Source organism: Tissierella sp. P1 (genome assembly GCF_002266425.1).
GTDB lineage: Bacteria > Bacillota > Clostridia > Tissierellales > Tissierellaceae > Tissierella > Tissierella carlieri.
Genome location: NZ_NPMN01000005.1, coordinates 84,685 through 103,095 on the forward strand (window position 1 = coordinate 84,685; position 18,411 = coordinate 103,095).

Sequence of the window (18,411 nt, forward strand, 5' to 3'; positions counted from 1 at the left end):
TTTGAGGTGATTATTTTAAATACTATAAAAAATGACTGGAATAGTCAAAGGCTTATTATAGAAAATGTAGATGGAGAATACCAAATTTCTTTATCTGATATAATTAAAAACTCTATAAATATATTTAATGATAAGAACTATAAGAAAATACTTGATTTGGGTTGTGGAACTGGAAGAAACTCTTTGTTTTTTGCTCAGCATGGATTTGAAGTCTTTGCTTCAGACATTTATGAGAAACCAATAGGTATATTGAGAGATAAAGTAAATAGAAAAAATATATTATCAAAAGATGATTTGTCATATGGTTTAGGGAAGGCTATTGAAGAGAATACTTTTATTGGATCTAGAGAAGGAGAAGAAGAAATTCCTCATCATTATACTGATATAAAAGAATTAAAAAAAACATTGGAAAAATTTCATGAAGTTAATATTTACACAAATGAGTATATTATTGATGGGTTAAATGGTAAGGAATATTGTTCAAAAGTATTTGATATTATTACATTTAAGTAGAGAATATGAATTTCCCCTGGAAGTGTAAGTATATTCTTAGGGGTTATATGTCCCGTTATTTTATTACTAGGAGCAAAGCTGAATTTTGAAAGATGGAAATCTAATATATAATGCTATTAAATTTAAGAAAGATTAAGGAGTGAAGAAATGCCTTTTCCAATGACTCATTTACATATTGCATATAACATATTAAGTAATACACCACAAATTAAGAAACCTTGTGACTTTATGCTGGGTGCCATTGCGCCTGATTCCGTTCACTTTCGTGATAATTATGTAAGTGACATGAAAAAGATAAGTCATCTGTGTGTTGGGAATGAAAAGTGGGGAATGGTCACAAATAATTAAGAATGGTTAGAAAATGTACTTTCTTTTTTAGAAGAAAATAAGGATACAGAGAAAGCGGATTTTATATATGGATACTGCTCTCATATAATTGCTGATATACAAAATAATATAAAAATTTGGATGCCATTCCGATTAGAAAATAAAGAAGCTTTGGAAAAGGGCATTGGAAGTACTTATCATCGAGAAGCAAATGATGTGGATTATGCACTATACCTATTGCAGCCACAGCAGAAAATAATATGGGAGATACTTAAAGATGCTAATGGATATGATATACAGAATGTTGTAGACCTCCGTGAAATTAATGAAATGAAGGATACTATTTTACGAAGTCAATTTATAGATAGGGAAGATGTGGACATGTCTTCAAATAAGTATGTTACACTTTCCAATATGCAAAAGTTTATTTCTGTGGAATCCCAGTATATTAGAAAGCTTTTATACCAAAACGATTAAGTGCAAATGCTGAACATGTTTTGAGTTTTTATCTATGTGAGCATTTTGTGTAAAGTAAATAATTGAAAGGGGAAATTTATGAATAGATTAGAAGGTGTTCGTAATATTGTTGATAAAATTTTAATGGAACAACTAGATTTAGAAGAAAGACGTTGTGGATATGTCCATTTATATGGTGTATCTACTATTTGTGGTCTTCTTGCATTGAAACGTGGATTAGATGTTGAGATATGTTCAGTTGCAGGGATGCTCCATGATATTTGGAGTTATAAAGCAGGCTATAGTGTAGACCACGGAAAATTAGGATCTATTGAAGCGAGAAAAATCCTAAATGAGATTAATTGTTTTAGTGAAGAAGAAATTGATATTATTTGTAGTTCAATATTTAGCCATAGTAACAAACAGAATATAGATAATGCTTATTGTGAAATACTTAAAGATGCTGATGTACTTCAGCACTATTTATATAATACGAATCTTCCTATTAATGAGAATGAGAAGGATAGGTTAAATATGTTATTTAAAGAATTAGGACTTAATTTATAGTTTTTATTATTAGTATTTTGAGACCTTGAATTTACTGTAGACTAATAGGTAGATTTATAGGCTGTCAGTTTATAGTAGGAGAACTGTGTAAAGCAAAACATTAATTATTAGATTTAAGATACCAAAGGAGAACTATTACAAGATGATAGAACGATGTATTATGATATTTCCCGAATTTGACAATATAAAAATCATTGATGAAGTAAGAGAGAAATATGATCCGCTAGCAAGTCGTGTTAGGCCTCATATTACACTTGTGTTTCCATTTTATAGTGATATAGGCTCAGACAAATTGAAAGAGCATATAGAATATGTCTTGTTAAATACAGGATCTTTTAAGATAATACTTAAAGGTATTACACCGGTACAATCATTTGGAAATTATCTTTTTCTTAACATTGAGATTGGTAGAGAAGAAATATATACTATTCATAAAAAACTTTATACAGGAATATTAGAACCGTATTTTCCACAGTGGCTGAGAAATAGTAAATATTACCAGCATATGACAGTAGGCAAGATAGAAAATGAGGAGGAATATAAAGCTGCGATTCTTGAGGTAGATGATATAAGTGATACTTTTGAAACCATGGTAAATAAGATCAGTGTAGAGATTATAGATGAGAATCAAGATTCAACAATAGAGATGGAAATAGAGTTGAGGTAATTTGCGTTATTTGAAATAATATTGAAAGCTTATAAGTAGGGATGTGGTTTAATGGATGTTGGCAAATTAAAACGTAAGCTAAGGCAATTAAAGAAAGCCGAAGATAAAATTCGTTTTGAGTATGTTGATGAGGGATTTTCTAAAAAATATGTATGGGATGAATACTTTTCTACAAAATTAATTGATGATATGACAGTTAAGTATCCTATTTCTAAACTACTTAATTTACATAAGCAGGAATTGAAGGAGGTATTTGAAGAATACTTTTACAGTGTATATTTTCAAAAGTACAAAGATATTGGACTAGACTTTGATGTAATTCAAGATCCCAATGTTTTAGATTATTTTGGGTTATCTCCGGGAGCTTCTGTTGATGATATAAAGAAGAAGTTCAGGGAATTAGCTAAAAAATATCATCCAGACCATGGGGGAAATAGTGAGAAAATGATTGAGGTATTAGATGCCTATAATAGATTAATGAATAAGGATTATTGAACTAAATGAGACTAGCTATGTATATTATTATGTAATTATTTATATAGGGAAAAGGAGATTGAATATGACAGAATATTTTATAGGAATGCATTGTAGATTTGACGATATAAAGTATAAGAGAGATTACACATCGAGAATTTCAGGGATAGAGTTTTGTAATTTTAATGAGCAAAAAGAAATCCAAAGGGTGTTGGAGATAGCAAAAAAAGATAATTTCAAAATAGGAGTACATTTTCCTCTAAAAAAATCAAGCTATAAATATAGAGATCCATTATTACTATCTCTCGATAAAGATGAAGTTTTAGAAGCATTTAAAGCAGTTGAAAATGAGATTAAATATGCATCAGAGATAGGAGCGGAATATTTATTATTACATTTTCCGAAACCTATGGTAATAGATGAAAGACTTAACTGGGAGAAATGCAAATTTTCTCATAAAGATGAGACTATTGGAGAAAAGGGATATGGATTTGAAGAGTTTAAAAATCAATGCCAATATACATTTGAAAAATTATCTGAGTTATCTAAAAAGTATAAGATTCAAATAGTATTGGAAATAGAAATGCTCAATAAGTATTTGTATCAAGGAAAATTATTAAAAGATTTATTAGAAGCGTATCCAGACCTAAAACTATGTTTAGATAGTGCGAGGATTCATGTTCTAAGTAATATAGATTATAACTTTGATTATAATATTTTCATAAAAGAAATGGCTAAGTATACATATTTACTTCATATATCTAATATAAAGGTTACAGATGTAATAGAAAATGGTCATCATCCTGCATTAATGAAACTAAATGAACAAGATGGGTGGAGTAATATAGGAGAATTTTTAAACATTATATCTTCCGAAAATAAAGATGTAAAAGTATTATTTGAACATCGTTCAGATATTTTAACAGAGGATGAGCTAAATGAATGTTATGATTGGGTTATGAGTTATTTTTAGTCAGATAGAATAAGTTATGGATATCTTCTAATAAAAGATTGGCAGGCGTCTCTTTACTAGGTATGAGATACCCCTAGGAATGAATATTTCGATAGTTCCTTGGGATTTGTTTGATAGAAAGCAAGAAGTTACTAAATTGTAGATTATTTTAATTGGAGAGGTGAGAAGATGGATGATGTAAAACTGATATCTCCTTCAAAGGAGTATGAAAAAGAAGCATTTGAATATATACAAGAATTTTTAAAGTATAATTCAGAAATTAACGGAACAGGTGGACTTGATAGGTACGATGATTATGATGAATGGTTACTAAAGATTGAAAAAGATTTGGATTTACCAAATATCCCAGGAGGAAGAGTACCTGCAAACACCTACTTTCTTGTTAGAGAATCAGATAATATGGTTGTTGGAATGATTAACATACGACATAAATTAAATGAGTTTCTTTTAAATGAAGGTGGTCACATAGGCTATTCTATCAGACCTGCTGAAAGAAAAAAAGGATATGCAACTATAATGTTAAAATTAGCTTTACAAAAATGTAGAGAATTAAGTCTGAATAAAGTTTTAATCACTTGCGATAAAACAAATGTTGCATCAGCTAAAGTTATTCAAAATAACAATGGAATATTAGAAAATGAAATCTTTAGTGAAACTTTTTCTGAGATTATTCAACGATATTGGATTGATTTATAAGCTAAGTAAAACTTAATTAGAAGATATTAAGACAATAGATATTAATAAAATTATAAAAAGAAAGGTAGGTGAAAATCCTGATTTAATATAAAATCCTTTATAAATCAGGATAACTATGAAAAATAAAATAATCGGTATGGTATTAGCTATTGTATTGATCAGTACGGCATTTACAGGATGCAAACAAAATAATGAGACACTATCAAAAACAGAAAAAAATTTTGAACAGAAAATTCAAGTATATCCGGAACCCTTGAACTATAACAGAGGAAAAATAACAGATATAAGTGAAATTTTCGATGAACAGAGAAATAGATATGATTTAAGGAGTTATGATGCATCTGATATGGACCTTACACGAATAGAATTAAGGAATTTTATATTCGATAGTCAAACCATATGGCCTGAAAAACTTCCTGTAAATTTTGATGTAGAAACTATTATAAAATATGGAAAGCAGCCAGGTCTAGGTATTGATTATCTGCATAAAGAAAATATTACTGGAAAAGGTGTGAACGTAGGTGTAATAGATGGACGCCTACTGGTAGATCATGAAGAATTCAAAGATAATATAGTGGTATATGAAGAAATATTTGATATGGATAGTCCTGCTCACTATCATGGAACCCCTATAACATCAATATTATGCGGAAAAGATGTAGGGGTAGCACCAGAGGCTAATATATATTATATTGCATATTTGGAAGAGGATACAGATTATGAAGAGGGATATGTACATTTAGCCAATGCCATAGAAAGAATGGTCGAAATAAATAAAGCTTTGCCAGAAGACAATAAAATTAAAGTATTGTCAATATCATCTGGTTGGGATCCAGAGAGTAAAAATGCAGAAGCAATTTATAATGCTATCGAAAAAGCTGAGGCAGAAAACATATTTGTTGTAACTGCACGACTTTATGAAACTCATAAGCTTTTTTTTAATGGTGTTAATAGAGAACCAATGTCTGATCCAGAAAAAATAGAATCATATTATTTAAAATACTATGTAGAAGGAGACGGTACAGCAGAGGATATATTGTTGACTCCTATGGATGCAAGATGGTTAGCTAGTCCAACTGGAAAAGATGAGTATGTAATGTACAGTAATGGTGCATGGAGTATGGTTATACCATATATCAGCGGATTATATACATTGGCATGCGAAGTAGATCCAGATATGACTCCAGAAAAATTTTGGGATATTGCTATATCCACTGGAGATAGTCTTGATGAAGATAAAAGAGATGATGCCAGTAAGGAAAAAAACATGAAAATAGTTAATCCAGTAAAATTAATTTCAGAGGTTAAATCAAAGAAATAGTGAAATTTTTTAGGAGCGGATTCAAGTCTATTTTAATAACTATGGAACACTGAGAACTATGAAATGTGGGAGGGAGAGGTAGTTTTAGTTAAGAAAACGAGCAACAGCAGATGAGAACTTAATATTGGATTTATTATAGAATATATTGAAGAAGAATTGATTTTCTATAAATCAAAATAGAGATAAAATAGGATATTCACTAAGGAGATAATATGAAGGAAAACATTTTTAACGATAAAAATTTTATTGCTATGATAAATAATCTTATTGATAGAGTTAAAGCGATATTAGATGACAATTTATTATCAATAATTATCGTTGGATCAGTAGCTTTAGGAGACTATATCTATGGGAAAGGAGATATAGATTTTCTAGTAGTAACTGAGAGTGATTTATTATCTAATAATTGTGAAGAAATAATAAATTTACATGATAGATTGAGGGCTGGAGAATTTGGACAATTTGGAATTCAATTAGAAGGAATGTATTGTCCTTTACCTATGCTGAAAGAACCGGAAGAATATATAGGTTTGGGTTATTATATAGGTACGGGCAGAAATGGATGGAAGAAGATATCAACATCTGTTATGTCTAAGGTAGACCATCTTACTTTAAGCAAATATGGCAAAATTGTTTATGGAAAAGATATTAATGAACAAATATTTAGACCTTCTCATGATGAATTAAAAAAGAAATACTTAAAGAGATTGGAAATAATATTAAGTATTCAAAAGATATTGAGGATATTTATTTCTCATTACATTTGCTATATTTAGGGACAAGAAGTCTATATACATTTATAAATAATGATATTTTATCCAAAGGGAAATCTTGTGATTGGTTTATGAAAGAGTTTCCTGATTCATCATGGATACCATTTATTAAATATACTTCTCAATATAGATATCCATTTGATGAAATAGAAAAGAAGCAGGTTAATGAAGATTATATAATCAAAAATGCACCATTGTTTTTAGAGCATATATATTCAATGATTAAAGATTAAAGATAAAGAATATATCTAGATAGGATAAATTATATTAACCTTAATTTACTGGAAGAATCAGAATGTGAACTTCTAGAAGAATTTATCTGGTCAGATGTAGTGGAAAATGGTTCTGAGATAAATTCAGCACAAAAATGCAAGTATTGGATAGCAAAAGTGGATGGATAATATACGTTTGTGTGTTAGTTCAAGCATGTAATAAATACTCAGACATTGTGCGAAATTAATATAAAGGAGGAACATATTTAATGAATATCGGGGTATTATTATCGGGATGTGGAGTTGGTGATGGCAGTCAAATAGAAGAAGTAATATTGACATATCTAGCCTTAGATAAATATGGAATTGACTATATATGTCTTGCTCAAGATAAAAATCAGTATCATACTTTTGATCATCTTAATGAGAAAATTGAAGAAAGTGAGAATAGAAATGTTTTGATGGAGTCAGCACGTATTGGGAGAGGAAGAATTAAAGCATTAGATAATATTAGTATAGATGAATTAGATGGATTGATATTACCAGGAGGATTAGGAGTATTTAAAAATTTATCAAACTATGTATTAGAAAAAGAGAACTTTTCAATAGATAAAGATGTAGATAAATTAATAAAAGACATATATTTATCAAAAAAACCCATTGCAGCAATGTGTGGTGCAACAGTCTTAATAGCAAAAAGTTTGGGGAATGAAGCTAAACAACTAGAGCTTTGTACCAGTAATAATGCTCATAGAAATATATTAGAAATGAATAATGTAATTGTAAAAGAAGTTAATTCTACAGAAGCATATGTAGATATACAAAATAGAATAGTAACAACTCCTGCGTTTCTAGGAACACAAAATTTATATGAAATAAAGATAGGCATAGATAGAATGGTAAAGGAGTTCATAGAATTAATAGATTAGAATTTAGAAATAGTAGGAGAGAGACAAATGAAATATGGGAAAATAATAGGCAAGGGAAATACAGCAACTGCATATGAATTGGAAGAGGATAAGGTACTTAAACTTTTCAATCAAGGATATCCGAAAGAATCAGTAGAGAAAGAGTTTAATAATGCAAGAGTAATAAGCAATATGGGTTTTATAAAACCAAAAGCACATGAGATTGTTTTTTGGAAGAGCGAATAGGTATTATCTATGACAAAATAGAAGGTGAATCTCTACTTGATTGGGTTATGAGAACAGGTGATGTACAAAGTTGTGCTGTATATATGGCAAACTTACATAAGGAAATCCTTCAAAATAACATCAGTAATGTACCAAGTTACAAGGAGTTTTTAAAATATAATATAGTAAAAGCTTTATCAGGAAATCCAAATAAACAAAAAGAAGCATTAGACATGCTAGACAAATTGAAGGATGGTAATACTCTATGTCATGGTGACTTCCACCCTGGTAATATATTTATATCTGATGGACAAGCAATGGTGATAGATTTCATGAATGTATGCCATGGAGACTTCTTATATGATATAGCAAGAACTGTATTTCTTGTGGAATACACACCTGTGCCAGCAGAAGTAAAAGAAAGAGAAATGCTTTTACAGCTTAAGAAAACACTGGCAGATTTATACCTTATAGAAATGAATGTTACGAGAGAAGTGGTACAAGATTATCTATTAGTAATTATTATGGCTAGAGCAGGGGAATGCCCTAATGAATAGCTAAATATAGGGTAAAAGTATAGGAGTTATTAAATGTTGTACAATTGAGATAGTAGATAATCTAATAAAATCGCATAAATAATATTAGCAGGAGGGTCTAACGATGAAATATAGAAAGATTGAGATTGATGGCAGCTATACTGATGAAAAATTAGAGTTAATTTTAATGCAAATTGCAAGATGGCATAATCTAACACCAAAGCTATGGAGACCAGATTATAAAGCTTCAACAGCAGATATAGAGGAAACAGTGCAAAGAATTTTAAACACAAAAAAAGAAGAATTATTTCTTGCCATTGCAGAAGATGAACAGGGGGATATGCAAGGATTCATATGGGCATATAAACAAGAAGAACCTAAAGGTACTGTTATGATTCTATCCTTGTACGTTACAGAAAGTTACAGGGGTCATGGGATAGCCACAAACCTAAAAATGTTATTAGAGGAATGGTGCCGACTTGAGGGAATTAAAGCGATACAAACAACAGTTCATTATAGAAATAGCAATATGCTGGCACTAAATCAGAAACTTGGATATATCCCAGGAATGGTGTATATGACTAAAAACTTAGTACAGAATGACTAAGAGGAGGAAGAGAGATATAGACATTAATAGAATAGAAGAATTAGCATTTAAAACGATGGGAAAAAGAAAATCTCATTCTAAGAGAGAAAAAGGATATGTTTATTATCATGGATTGAGAACAGCAAAATTAGCAATAGAAATTAGAAAGATAGTAGGACAAATCGATAATTCAAAGGATAATATCATATATGTAGCATCACTTTTTCATGATATAGCTAAAGGAATAGAACCACATAATGAAAATGGCAGTATCTTAGTTCAACAAGTATTGAAAGACAAATGCTCATATGAAGAACTAATGGAGATTGCTGAAATAATTAGATGTCATAATTTAAGAAGCAGTAATGAAGATTGGTCTAAACAGATAAGAATAGTACAAGATGCAGATATGATAGATCATATGGGGACTATGGAAGTATGGTTGAACTTTATATATCAAGCATATGATGAAAAAAGTGTTGATACATCAATTGAATTTTATAATGATAAAGAATTTGAATATTATCTTAAGGATTGCAGAAGAAAACTGAATTACGATATATCTAAAAAGATATTTGATGACAGAGCAGAATTTATACATGAATTTATTCAAAGGCTAAGTATAGAGGGGAAAGGTGGAATTTTTAATAAGGACTTATTAAGTAGATAAATAAAAACATATATTTACTAGAAGAATCAGAGCATGAACTTTTGGAAGAATTTATCTGGTCAGATTTGGTGGACAAGGATTGCGAAATAAATTCAGCACAAAAATGTAAATATTGAGTAGCAAGAGTGAAAAAGTAATATATATTTATATATGGAGGTCAATGATGAACATAATATTTAAAAATGCAACAGCTGTTGATATTGATAAAGTATTTGAATTAAATAAAAATCTTATTAAGAAATATGAAACTAATTTGAATCTTGATTTTGAAAAGATTTTTATTTGGGTTAAGAACAAGATAGAATATAATATAGAGAACTACCAATGTATTTACTTTGAAGGAATTAAAGTAGGTTATTATTACTTGCATGATGAAGATGGAAGTCTTGAACTTGATGATTTCTTTATTTTTGATGAATTTCAAGGTAGAGGTATTGGAACAGAAGTTTTAAAACATGTTGCCTTAATTGCAGGAGAAAAAAATAAAGATGTATTTTTATATGTATTTGTAAATAATCAAGGAGCTATTAACTTATATCATAGAAATGGATATAAAATTGTAAAGAACATTGCTGATAGCAGATATATAATGAGTACATAAATAAAATAATGTTTTTACGGAATAATCATTCAAAAAACATCTATAAAGAGGTGATAATCATTTTTTACTATATAACCGGAATTATCGTTATAGCTACAATATCTATAATTATTTCAAGCACTCATCTAGTTAAAATAGAACATACAGAAATACAGAAAAAAGTACCTTCTAATTTTAGATTCATTCATATATCTGACATTCATAATAAAGTAAATTTTATTAATGTCAGGATTAGTAGCATTATAAATTCTACTAATCCTGATTTTGTAGTGGTTACGGGAGATTATTCAAATACTCAAAAAAAGTTGCCTAGAGTAATAGAAGAACTGGGAGTTATAAAACATCCTGTATTTATGGTACTAGGAAATTATGAGAGAGAAGAACAGAAGAGTTTTCTTAGAAAAAGAAAGATATCGCTAGACAAACTAATTAATGAAATTAACAAGTACAATAATCTAAAGTTATTGATTAATGAGAACTCAACCTTAATAATAGGAGAAACAGAAATCTTAATATATGGCTTTGATAATTCTATATATGGAAACGAAGACTATGATATTGAGATTGAGAAAATAGATAACGATTATAAAATAATACTAGCTCACTCACCAAATATAATTAATACATTAGAGTCTAAAGAAATAAGCTATGATCATATTCTTGTAGGACATACACATGGAAGACAAATAAATATACCAATTTTATATAAAACTCTATATGATGGATTTCATATTGGATGCAAGAAGATCGATAATGATCAATATTTTTCCATAAGCAGGGGGCTAGGGACTGTAAGAATACCATTAAGAATTAGAAGTATTCCTGTGATAGATATATATTATGTAGAGAACGAAAAGTATTGAGTTAAGTAGCAAAATATTATATCAATATCAAAGTTAAGTTATTATTTTTAATAATATAGGAACTGTAATTAAGGATAATAATGTAGTTACAGATACTAGAACAGCTGCATATTCCTTTTCCTTATCAAAACTCTCTGCAAATATTGAAGTCATAGCTGAAGCAGGCATAGCAGTCATAATAATTACTGTATTTATAGCTTTTGATGTGTCTCCTACTAATAGTGATATAGAGTATATAATTATGGGAATAATTGCCAATTTAGTAGTTATTCCATAATATATTGTCCAATCCCTTAAATGCTTTCTTATCTTAACATTTGAGAGTATAGCCCCAATAATAATCATAGACAAAGGACCCGTAATATTTCCTATGCTTTTCATACTGGATGATATGGCACTAGGCAATTGAATATTAAATACCATGATTATAATACCTATAAAGACTGCTATAATTGATGGGTTTAAAAGAACCTTTTCTATTTCTACCTTTAATTCCTTCTTTTCAAAATTACCTTTGAATAATATAAGTCCGTATGTCCACACAAATATTACAAAGAACATATTAAATATAGATCCATATATAACACCTTCTGCGCCATATATAGAATTGAGTATTGGGAAACCAACGTAACCTGTATTAGTAAATACATTAGCAAAATGTAATATTGTTTTCTTATCATTCTTTACTGGCAATAGGAGTAAGTGCGAAATAGCTATCATTATTATATAGGCTATTAGGCTATAATAAAATGTCTTTATAACATTAGATTTAATAGTATCGTCATATGTAAAAATAAAAGATGCAGCAATCATGAAAGGTAATGCTATTTGTATAAGTATATCTGTTAATCCTTTATTCATTTCTGAAGTGATAATTTCTTTCTTACTCCCATAAACACCGACTAAGATCATAATAAATAGAGAAAAGACACTGTCTATTATAGCTGATATTTTCAAAGGAATTCCCCCTTTTATTTAGGTATTAATCATGTTATGTTGAATGAATATTTTTGTTACAAAATGACCTGCTAAGTAGAAGAAGACATATCTAATATAGATGGCACTTAATTTAAAATGCAGGTATTTTTGAACTATTCAAATTTATTTTCCTGGAAAAGAAGGAATATGAGGAGATTTGCAGAATAAGTAATATAGAAGAATCAATTTATGAAGAGTTCACTACGGAAAAATTTACAGGAGGAGTAGTATGGAAAGCTGTTTGATAATCGATGGACATAATTTATTGTTTCGTATGTTTTATGGTATACCAGGAAGTATCAGAAACTCTAAAGGGAATGAAATCAAAGGAGTTGTTGGATTTATAAGTGGACTTATTAAGTATATTAATGAATTTTCCCCTAATAGTATAATGATTGTGTTTGATACTGAGACAAGCACAATAAACAAGTGCAATGATTACAGTGACTATAAAAGCAATCGAATAAACTATCTAGATGTACCAGATAATGAAAATCCATTTACACAACTACCATATATATTTGAAGTTTTAAACTACCTAGAGATGCCCTATAAAGAAATAAAAGAATACGAAGCAGATGATTATATTGCTTCTTTTTGTGAGAAGTATAGTAATAGATATAGATGTATAATTGTTTCTACAGACCAAGATTTTTTTCAACTAGCTAATGATAATATATCTGTGTTTAACCCAAGTGGAAAACAGGGTATGATGTATACTTCTCAGAAAATATATGAAAAGCTTGGAGTATATCCACAGCAAATAGTTGAGTATAAATCATTAATTGGAGATAAAAGTGATAATATAACAGGTATTAGAGGAATAGGTCCCAAAACAGCACAAAAAATATTGAGTATTGGGAGTATAAGTGAGATATTAGAAAAAGGTTTGATGGATGGTAAATTGTATGATGCTTTGAAGGAAAATGAACCCATAATTAATAGAAATATTAATCTTATAGCTATGAAAAGAGATATACCAATTGATTTTGAAGTTAATAAATGGAGAAATAAAGTAAATGTTAATTTAAATGTAATGAACGTTATAAAGGCTAGTGGAGCTTATTGATAGATAAGATTAAAAGAATTTAGGGGGGAAATATGCTAAACATAGATTTAAATGAATTAAAAGATAAATTAAAGCCAATTATTGGAATTGTTGATTCAATTGAACCAATTGGTAATCATAATTTACAAAGACATCTGGTTTATAAGTTGTCATGTGGTAGCAAAAAATATGTAATTAAGCTTTATTACAAAAAGAATAGGTGGAATAGAGAGGTTGCAAGTCTAAAGCTTTTTGCAAATACAGAAGTTTTAGTTCCCAAGATTGTTGATTATGGTATATTTGACAATGTGTTAGAATGGCTAGTATATGATTTTATTGAAGGGGAGCTGTTGACCCAAGTACATGAGAAATTATCATTGGATAATTTAAAGGATATCTATTATGAAATGGGGAGGCAGTTAGATATAATTCATTGTCATAAGGAATTTGATTTTTTTGGAAGCATGGATGAGAATGGCAGGAGTATTCAAGATTTTGTTACATATAGAGAGTACTTTGAAGACTTAATGAATAGAATATTGTCGGAGTTGTATTCCTTTGAGCATCAAAATTTAACACTGCTAAAAGAAGCGGAGAATCGGTTGAAATCAATGTATAGTATACTAGATGAAGTAAGTAAAGCAACTTTGTGTCATAATGATTTTAGTCCTAGAAATATATTAGTCAGCGAAATAGATGATAAGTATTACTTAAAAGCTATAATAGATTTTGAACAAAGTATACCGATTGATATAGATAAAGAATTAGTTCAAGTTTATTTACCACTTATTGAAAATGATAAAGTATTGGCAGAGAGATTTAAATCTGGTTATGAGGAATTTGGTAGAATTAATCTTAGTAAATTAGATTTAAAAAGAGATTTTTATAATTTACATATGGGGTTAGGGATTTGTGCATGGGCTAAAGAAGTTAATTATGAATATTATTTAGAAGGAATGAAAATCTTAGAAGAAACTGTGAATAGGTTGATGGATTGTAAATAAATAATCTAAAGAGGAGAGTTATCAATGCAAGAGAGCGTAAAATTAAAAACTATTGATGAATATATCGGGACATGTTCAGAAGAAATTCAACCTAAACTTAGAAAGCTTAGGCAGATTATTCTAGATGCATCACCAGAATTGACAGAGAAGATTAGTTGGAATATGCCTACTTTTTATTTCAAGGGAAATGTAATCCATTTTGCAGCACATAAAAGACATATCGGTCTATATTGTGGAGCAGAAACAGTTAAAGTCTTTAGTAACATACTTCACAGTTATAAGACTTCCAATGGTACAATCCAAATATCTAATGATAGGGAATTAGATATAGATCTGATTCAAAATATTGTAAGGTTTAATATTGAAGGAAATAGAAATAAATAGATTGAGATAATGGACATTTTTAATTCGTAATTATTAATATAAAATAAGTCTTTATATGAGATTATATTGGAGGGATAAGGTATGAAAGAAAAAATCCAAGAAATAGAAGGTGTTTTACGGAAATATGGGCAAGAACATCTATTAAGACATTTTAAAGAACTTTCAGATGAAGAAAAAGAAAATTTACTGGATCAAATACTATTAATTGATTTTGACCTTATAACCTCTTTATATAAGAAAGTAATAAATCATGAAATGAATGAAAATCAACAAGACTTACAACCACTTAAAGCATATGAATGGGATGCTATAGATAGTCAAGAGAAACAACAGTTATATGATATTGGAATTAAAAAGATTAAGGATAGTAAAGCTGCTGTAATTCTTTTAGCTGGAGGACAAGGGACAAGGCTAGGTTACTCGGGGGCTAAAGGAACTTTTGATATTGGTTTGCCGTCTCATAAATCTCTTTTCCAGTTACAATGTGAGCGATTAAGAAATATATCAAGAAAATGCGGCACATATATCAATTGGTATATCATGACTAGTCCTGTGAATCATGATGAGACAGTACAATTTTTTGATGATAATAACTATTTTGATTATCCTAAAGAAAATATTACTTTCTTTAAGCAAGGCATATTTCCTACAATAGATGTTAATGGTAAGATATTTCTTGAAGAAAGAGGTAAAGTTAGTATGGCACCAAATGGAAATGGTGGTTGCTTTTTAGCACTTAGAGATAAAGGTATACTTACAGAAATGAAGGAGAAAGGTATTGAGTGGATATTTATTAATGGTATAGATAATGTACTTGTGAGAGTAGCAGATCCTTATTTCTTAGGTTTTGCAGTTAAAATAGGTTTGCCATCGGCAAGCAAAGTAGTATCAAAAAAAAGTCCAACTGAAAAAGCGGGAATACTTTGTTATCAAAATGGACGACCAGCTATAGTTGAATATTCAGAATTACCTGTAGAGCTAGCACAAAAGACAAATGACGATGGAAATTTAATATATGATAATGCTAATATAATTAGTCATCTATTAAAGCTAGAAGTCATAGAGGAGTTTTTTAATTATGAAATTCCATTTCATGTAGCACACAAAAAAATTCCATATATAAATATTAGTGGAGATATTGAATACTCAAGTGAACCTAATGGATATAAATTTGAAAGTTTTATATTTGATATTTTTTCTTATGTAGTTGATATGGCAGTGCTAAAGGTTAGGAGAGAAGAGGAATTTGCACCAGTGAAAAACAAAGATGGTGAAGATAGCCCTTTTACTGCTAAAAACCTATTATTAAACTTACATAAAAATTGGTTGATAAATAGTGGTGTTGATTCCAAGTTACTAGATGGAAAGATAATTGAGATATCTCCTTTGACATCATACAATGGGGAAGATATTGAGAGAGAGTTAATTATAGATAAATTATTTCAATCTGACACTTTATTAATTTAAACAAGGTACGATTATAATTTATTAATATAATATAATAATATTTATTTTAATGGAAAAAAAGCGGTTAGGGAATAAAACTAGAGAAATAAATGACTTCATATAATAAGATTTTTTATAAATAACTATTATTATCTCTAGAAAAATAATTAGGAGGTCTTGGGATGAGTAGTGAAATAAAAATTTTCAGTGGTAGTTCAAGTAAGAATTTTGCTCAGAGTATATGTGATTATATAGGAGTTGAACTTGGCAAGTCTGAAGTAATTACATTTTCAGAAGGCAATACATTTGTTAGGATTGGAGAAACTGTGAGAGATAAGGATGTATATCTTGTACAATCTATAGGGTTAAATCCAAACGATGAATTTGTTGAGATATTATTTTGGATGGATGCATTTAAAAGAGCAAGTGCAAGTTCAGTAACAGCTATAATGCCATATTTCAGTTACGCAAAAGGAGATAAAAAAGATGAGCCTAGAGTATCCATAAGGGCAAGGGTATGTGCAGAATCGATAGAACTAGCTGGAGCAGATAGGATAGTTACAATGGATTTACATAGTCCACAGATACAGGGCTTTTTCAAGAAACCAGTTGATAACTTAATAGCACTACCAGTACTATGTGAATATATAAAGAATATGGATATTGATAATTATGTTATAGTTTCTCCTGATGCAGGTTATGCAAAACAAGCAAGAGAGTTTTCACGCCATCTTGGTGTTTCTACAGTAATAGGAGATAAGACTAGAAAGGCTCATGATGAAAAAGCCAAGGTACTGGAGCTCATTGGAGATGTTAAAGATAAAAATGCAATAATAGTTGATGATTTTAGCATAAGTGGAGGAACGTTAGTAGAATTAGCAGGATTTCTTAAAGAAAGAGGTGCTAAGAAAATATTTGCATGTTTATCTCATATATTACTCAATTCAAAAGGAGTAGAAAAAATTGAAAATAGTCCAATAGAAAAGGTTATAAGTACAGATACAGTTATAAACCCATATGTTCAAGATTCTAGCAAAGTTGAAATTGTGTCAGTTGCACCTGTTTTTGCAGAGGCTATTATAAGGATTCATAATAGAGAATCTCTTAGTATATTATTTGAAAAGCTGCCAGAAAGAGTTATTAGGGCATTAGATTTAAAGAAATAAAGAGAAAATATTATTTTATTGATAAGGAGATAATCTATGGAATTAGGTAATATTTATGAAAATACGGCATGGCTTTATGATTATGACAATAGAGATAATTTGACAGATGATATATCTTTTTATAAAGAATATACGCTAAAGTTAAGTGGAGAAGTGCTGGAATTAGGCTGTGGTACTGGAAGGGTAGCTTTGAAATTACAGAGAGTAATGGAAATATGAAAAGATTAGAAGAACATTTAAAATTAAAATATTATTACCATGACCAAATTACTAAATATTTAACAGATGCTGGATTTTCTATAGAAGAAGAATATGGCTGGTATGATAAGAGTGATATTACAAGTGGCAGAGAATTAATTTTTGTATGCAAGAGGATATAAAATCATATATCAAGCAAGGAATATCTTGAATTAGTTCAAGAACTATTAAAGTTTATTATGGATATTTACATAGGGAGGTAATAAATAATGAAAACGTTGGAAACTGAAAGAACTATTCTTAGAACATGGAAAATAGATGATATAGATGATTTTTATGAATATGCAAAAAATCCTAATATAGGTCCAAGTGCAGGATGGGAGCCTCATGAGAGCCAAAATGTCTCAATGAAAATACTACAATCATTTATAGAAAAAGACGAAGTATGGGCAATTGAATACAAGGATAATAATAAGGTAATAGGCTCAGTAGGAGCTCATATTGATGAAAAAAGACGAAGTGTTAATGGGAAGATGATTGGATATGTACTTTCAGAGGATTACTGGGGAAAGGGAATTATGGGTGAAGTTGTAAAAGAAGTAGTAAGGCACTTATTTGATGAAGAGAATTGTGACATAATTTCTTGCTATCATTACCCTTTCAATAGCCAATCTAAAAGAGTAATTGAAAAAAGTGGATTTCAATATGAGGGGACCTTGAGACTTGCTAGTAAAATATATGATGGAAGGATTTATGATGATGTTTGTTATTCTATAACGAGAGAAGAGTATTTAGATAGGAAACAAAAATAGACTAATG

The 18,411-nt window shown here is 29.4% G+C and carries 26 protein-coding genes; 25 read left to right on the forward strand and 1 reads right to left on the reverse strand.

Going from position 1 to position 18,411, the window contains the following annotated elements; genetic code table 11:
• Positions 1–6: 6 nt before the first annotated feature.
• The 17 genes from CIW83_RS04925 (at position 7) to CIW83_RS05010 (ending at position 11,368) form a co-directional block, all read left to right on the forward strand.
• A complete protein-coding gene (locus CIW83_RS04925) occupies positions 7–513 on the forward strand; it encodes a class I SAM-dependent methyltransferase (protein ID WP_094899756.1) in 507 nt (168 codons plus the stop codon).
• A 468-nt stretch (positions 514–981) separates the two neighbouring features.
• Positions 982–1,317 (forward strand): hypothetical protein, encoded by a 336-nt coding sequence (locus CIW83_RS04935; protein ID WP_143598519.1) that lies wholly within the window; start codon positions 982–984, stop codon positions 1,315–1,317.
• 78 nt (positions 1,318–1,395) lie between these two features.
• On the forward strand, positions 1,396–1,863 hold the full coding sequence (locus CIW83_RS04940; RefSeq protein ID WP_094899759.1) for an HD domain-containing protein: 468 nt from the start codon (positions 1,396–1,398) through the stop codon (positions 1,861–1,863).
• 142 nt (positions 1,864–2,005) lie between these two features.
• Positions 2,006–2,530 (forward strand): 2'-5' RNA ligase family protein, encoded by a 525-nt coding sequence (locus tag CIW83_RS04945; RefSeq protein ID WP_094899760.1) that lies wholly within the window; start codon positions 2,006–2,008, stop codon positions 2,528–2,530.
• Positions 2,531–2,581: 51 nt separating this feature from the next.
• Entirely contained in the window at positions 2,582–3,025 is a 444-nt protein-coding gene (locus CIW83_RS04950) for a J domain-containing protein (RefSeq protein ID WP_235601228.1), read from the forward strand.
• 64 nt (positions 3,026–3,089) lie between these two features.
• Positions 3,090–3,977 carry a TIM barrel protein gene (locus CIW83_RS04955; RefSeq protein ID WP_094899761.1) on the forward strand — a complete coding sequence of 296 codons (888 nt, stop codon included), beginning with the start codon at positions 3,090–3,092 and terminating at the stop codon, positions 3,975–3,977.
• A gap of 168 nt (positions 3,978–4,145) precedes the next feature.
• Positions 4,146–4,673 (forward strand): GNAT family N-acetyltransferase, encoded by a 528-nt coding sequence (locus tag CIW83_RS04960; RefSeq protein WP_094899762.1) that lies wholly within the window; start codon positions 4,146–4,148, stop codon positions 4,671–4,673.
• Between the two features lie 115 nt (positions 4,674–4,788).
• Entirely contained in the window at positions 4,789–5,994 is a 1,206-nt protein-coding gene (locus tag CIW83_RS04965) for a S8 family serine peptidase (RefSeq protein ID WP_094899763.1), read from the forward strand.
• 212 nt (positions 5,995–6,206) lie between these two features.
• Positions 6,207–6,770, forward strand: a complete 564-nt coding sequence (locus CIW83_RS04970; protein WP_094899764.1) for a nucleotidyltransferase domain-containing protein — start codon at positions 6,207–6,209, stop codon at positions 6,768–6,770.
• Between the two features lie 68 nt (positions 6,771–6,838).
• Positions 6,839–7,000 carry a hypothetical protein gene (locus tag CIW83_RS22110; protein WP_158220019.1) on the forward strand — a complete coding sequence of 54 codons (162 nt, stop codon included), beginning with the start codon at positions 6,839–6,841 and terminating at the stop codon, positions 6,998–7,000.
• Positions 7,001–7,248: 248 nt separating this feature from the next.
• Positions 7,249–7,908: an isoprenoid biosynthesis glyoxalase ElbB gene (gene elbB / locus CIW83_RS04980; RefSeq protein ID WP_094899766.1), complete on the forward strand. Its 660-nt coding sequence runs from the start codon at positions 7,249–7,251 to the stop codon at positions 7,906–7,908.
• A gap of 27 nt (positions 7,909–7,935) precedes the next feature.
• Positions 7,936–8,133: a hypothetical protein gene (locus CIW83_RS04985; RefSeq protein ID WP_094899767.1), complete on the forward strand. Its 198-nt coding sequence runs from the start codon at positions 7,936–7,938 to the stop codon at positions 8,131–8,133.
• On the forward strand, positions 8,118–8,669 hold the full coding sequence (locus tag CIW83_RS04990) for an aminoglycoside phosphotransferase family protein (protein WP_094899768.1): 552 nt from the start codon (positions 8,118–8,120) through the stop codon (positions 8,667–8,669). The genes CIW83_RS04985 and CIW83_RS04990 overlap by 16 nt, the downstream gene beginning before the upstream one ends.
• Positions 8,670–8,772: 103 nt before the next feature.
• Positions 8,773–9,255, forward strand: coding sequence for a GNAT family N-acetyltransferase (locus CIW83_RS04995; protein ID WP_094899769.1), 483 nt, complete (start codon positions 8,773–8,775; stop codon positions 9,253–9,255).
• Positions 9,248–9,904: an HD domain-containing protein gene (locus CIW83_RS05000; RefSeq protein WP_094899770.1), complete on the forward strand. Its 657-nt coding sequence runs from the start codon at positions 9,248–9,250 to the stop codon at positions 9,902–9,904. The genes CIW83_RS04995 and CIW83_RS05000 overlap by 8 nt, the downstream gene beginning before the upstream one ends.
• 163 nt (positions 9,905–10,067) lie before the next feature.
• Positions 10,068–10,505, forward strand: coding sequence for an N-acetyltransferase (locus tag CIW83_RS05005; protein WP_158220020.1), 438 nt, complete (start codon positions 10,068–10,070; stop codon positions 10,503–10,505).
• 50 nt (positions 10,506–10,555) lie between these two features.
• Entirely contained in the window at positions 10,556–11,368 is an 813-nt protein-coding gene (locus CIW83_RS05010) for a metallophosphoesterase (RefSeq protein ID WP_158220021.1), read from the forward strand.
• Positions 11,369–11,401: 33 nt separating this feature from the next.
• On the opposite strand, the gene CIW83_RS05015 is transcribed toward CIW83_RS05010, so the two are convergent.
• On the reverse strand, positions 11,402–12,325 hold the full coding sequence (locus CIW83_RS05015) for an AEC family transporter (protein WP_094899773.1): 924 nt from the start codon (positions 12,323–12,325) through the stop codon (positions 11,402–11,404).
• A 250-nt stretch (positions 12,326–12,575) separates the two neighbouring features.
• Between CIW83_RS05015 and CIW83_RS05020 the strand changes: the two genes are divergently transcribed.
• The 8 genes from CIW83_RS05020 to CIW83_RS05050 all read left to right on the forward strand — a co-directional run bounded on the left by CIW83_RS05020 (position 12,576) and on the right by CIW83_RS05050 (position 18,404).
• The gene (locus CIW83_RS05020) at positions 12,576–13,415 is read left to right on the forward strand and encodes a 5'-3' exonuclease (protein WP_094899774.1); all 840 of its coding nucleotides are present in this window, start codon (positions 12,576–12,578) and stop codon (positions 13,413–13,415) included.
• A 32-nt stretch (positions 13,416–13,447) separates the two neighbouring features.
• Positions 13,448–14,398: a phosphotransferase family protein gene (locus CIW83_RS05025; protein ID WP_094899775.1), complete on the forward strand. Its 951-nt coding sequence runs from the start codon at positions 13,448–13,450 to the stop codon at positions 14,396–14,398.
• Between the two features lie 24 nt (positions 14,399–14,422).
• On the forward strand, positions 14,423–14,782 hold the full coding sequence (locus CIW83_RS05030) for an iron chaperone (protein WP_094899776.1): 360 nt from the start codon (positions 14,423–14,425) through the stop codon (positions 14,780–14,782).
• A gap of 81 nt (positions 14,783–14,863) precedes the next feature.
• Positions 14,864–16,249 (forward strand): UDPGP type 1 family protein, encoded by a 1,386-nt coding sequence (locus CIW83_RS05035; protein ID WP_094899777.1) that lies wholly within the window; start codon positions 14,864–14,866, stop codon positions 16,247–16,249.
• A gap of 161 nt (positions 16,250–16,410) precedes the next feature.
• Positions 16,411–17,394 carry a ribose-phosphate pyrophosphokinase gene (locus CIW83_RS05040; protein ID WP_094899778.1) on the forward strand — a complete coding sequence of 328 codons (984 nt, stop codon included), beginning with the start codon at positions 16,411–16,413 and terminating at the stop codon, positions 17,392–17,394.
• A 36-nt stretch (positions 17,395–17,430) separates the two neighbouring features.
• A complete protein-coding gene (locus tag CIW83_RS05045) occupies positions 17,431–17,613 on the forward strand; it encodes a class I SAM-dependent methyltransferase (protein WP_094899779.1) in 183 nt (60 codons plus the stop codon).
• Positions 17,610–17,774: a hypothetical protein gene (locus CIW83_RS22115; protein ID WP_158220022.1), complete on the forward strand. Its 165-nt coding sequence runs from the start codon at positions 17,610–17,612 to the stop codon at positions 17,772–17,774. The genes CIW83_RS05045 and CIW83_RS22115 overlap by 4 nt, the downstream gene beginning before the upstream one ends.
• Before the next feature lie 87 nt (positions 17,775–17,861).
• Positions 17,862–18,404, forward strand: coding sequence for a GNAT family N-acetyltransferase (locus CIW83_RS05050; RefSeq protein ID WP_094899780.1), 543 nt, complete (start codon positions 17,862–17,864; stop codon positions 18,402–18,404).
• Positions 18,405–18,411: the final 7 nt, after the last annotated feature.

Coding starts and splice junctions, on each gene's coding strand:
- CIW83_RS22110 (WP_158220019.1), top strand. CDS start 6,839: ATGAAAGAGTTTCCTGATTCATCATGGATACCATTTATTAAATATACT.
- CIW83_RS04965 (WP_094899763.1), top strand. CDS start 4,789: ATGAAAAATAAAATAATCGGTATGGTATTAGCTATTGTATTGATCAGT.
- elbB (WP_094899766.1), top strand. CDS start 7,249: ATGAATATCGGGGTATTATTATCGGGATGTGGAGTTGGTGATGGCAGT.
- CIW83_RS05035 (WP_094899777.1), top strand. CDS start 14,864: ATGAAAGAAAAAATCCAAGAAATAGAAGGTGTTTTACGGAAATATGGG.
- CIW83_RS05005 (WP_158220020.1), top strand. CDS start 10,068: ATGAACATAATATTTAAAAATGCAACAGCTGTTGATATTGATAAAGTA.
- CIW83_RS05020 (WP_094899774.1), top strand. CDS start 12,576: ATGGAAAGCTGTTTGATAATCGATGGACATAATTTATTGTTTCGTATG.
- CIW83_RS04935 (WP_143598519.1), top strand. CDS start 982: ATGCCATTCCGATTAGAAAATAAAGAAGCTTTGGAAAAGGGCATTGGA.
- CIW83_RS04970 (WP_094899764.1), top strand. CDS start 6,207: ATGAAGGAAAACATTTTTAACGATAAAAATTTTATTGCTATGATAAAT.
- CIW83_RS05030 (WP_094899776.1), top strand. CDS start 14,423: ATGCAAGAGAGCGTAAAATTAAAAACTATTGATGAATATATCGGGACA.
- CIW83_RS05040 (WP_094899778.1), top strand. CDS start 16,411: ATGAGTAGTGAAATAAAAATTTTCAGTGGTAGTTCAAGTAAGAATTTT.
- CIW83_RS05025 (WP_094899775.1), top strand. CDS start 13,448: ATGCTAAACATAGATTTAAATGAATTAAAAGATAAATTAAAGCCAATT.
- CIW83_RS05050 (WP_094899780.1), top strand. CDS start 17,862: ATGAAAACGTTGGAAACTGAAAGAACTATTCTTAGAACATGGAAAATA.
- CIW83_RS05000 (WP_094899770.1), top strand. CDS start 9,248: ATGACTAAGAGGAGGAAGAGAGATATAGACATTAATAGAATAGAAGAA.
- CIW83_RS04960 (WP_094899762.1), top strand. CDS start 4,146: ATGGATGATGTAAAACTGATATCTCCTTCAAAGGAGTATGAAAAAGAA.
- CIW83_RS05045 (WP_094899779.1), top strand. CDS start 17,431: ATGGAATTAGGTAATATTTATGAAAATACGGCATGGCTTTATGATTAT.
- CIW83_RS04955 (WP_094899761.1), top strand. CDS start 3,090: ATGACAGAATATTTTATAGGAATGCATTGTAGATTTGACGATATAAAG.
- CIW83_RS04950 (WP_235601228.1), top strand. CDS start 2,582: ATGGATGTTGGCAAATTAAAACGTAAGCTAAGGCAATTAAAGAAAGCC.
- CIW83_RS04945 (WP_094899760.1), top strand. CDS start 2,006: ATGATAGAACGATGTATTATGATATTTCCCGAATTTGACAATATAAAA.
- CIW83_RS04985 (WP_094899767.1), top strand. CDS start 7,936: ATGAAATATGGGAAAATAATAGGCAAGGGAAATACAGCAACTGCATAT.
- CIW83_RS04940 (WP_094899759.1), top strand. CDS start 1,396: ATGAATAGATTAGAAGGTGTTCGTAATATTGTTGATAAAATTTTAATG.
- CIW83_RS04995 (WP_094899769.1), top strand. CDS start 8,773: ATGAAATATAGAAAGATTGAGATTGATGGCAGCTATACTGATGAAAAA.
- CIW83_RS22115 (WP_158220022.1), top strand. CDS start 17,610: ATGAAAAGATTAGAAGAACATTTAAAATTAAAATATTATTACCATGAC.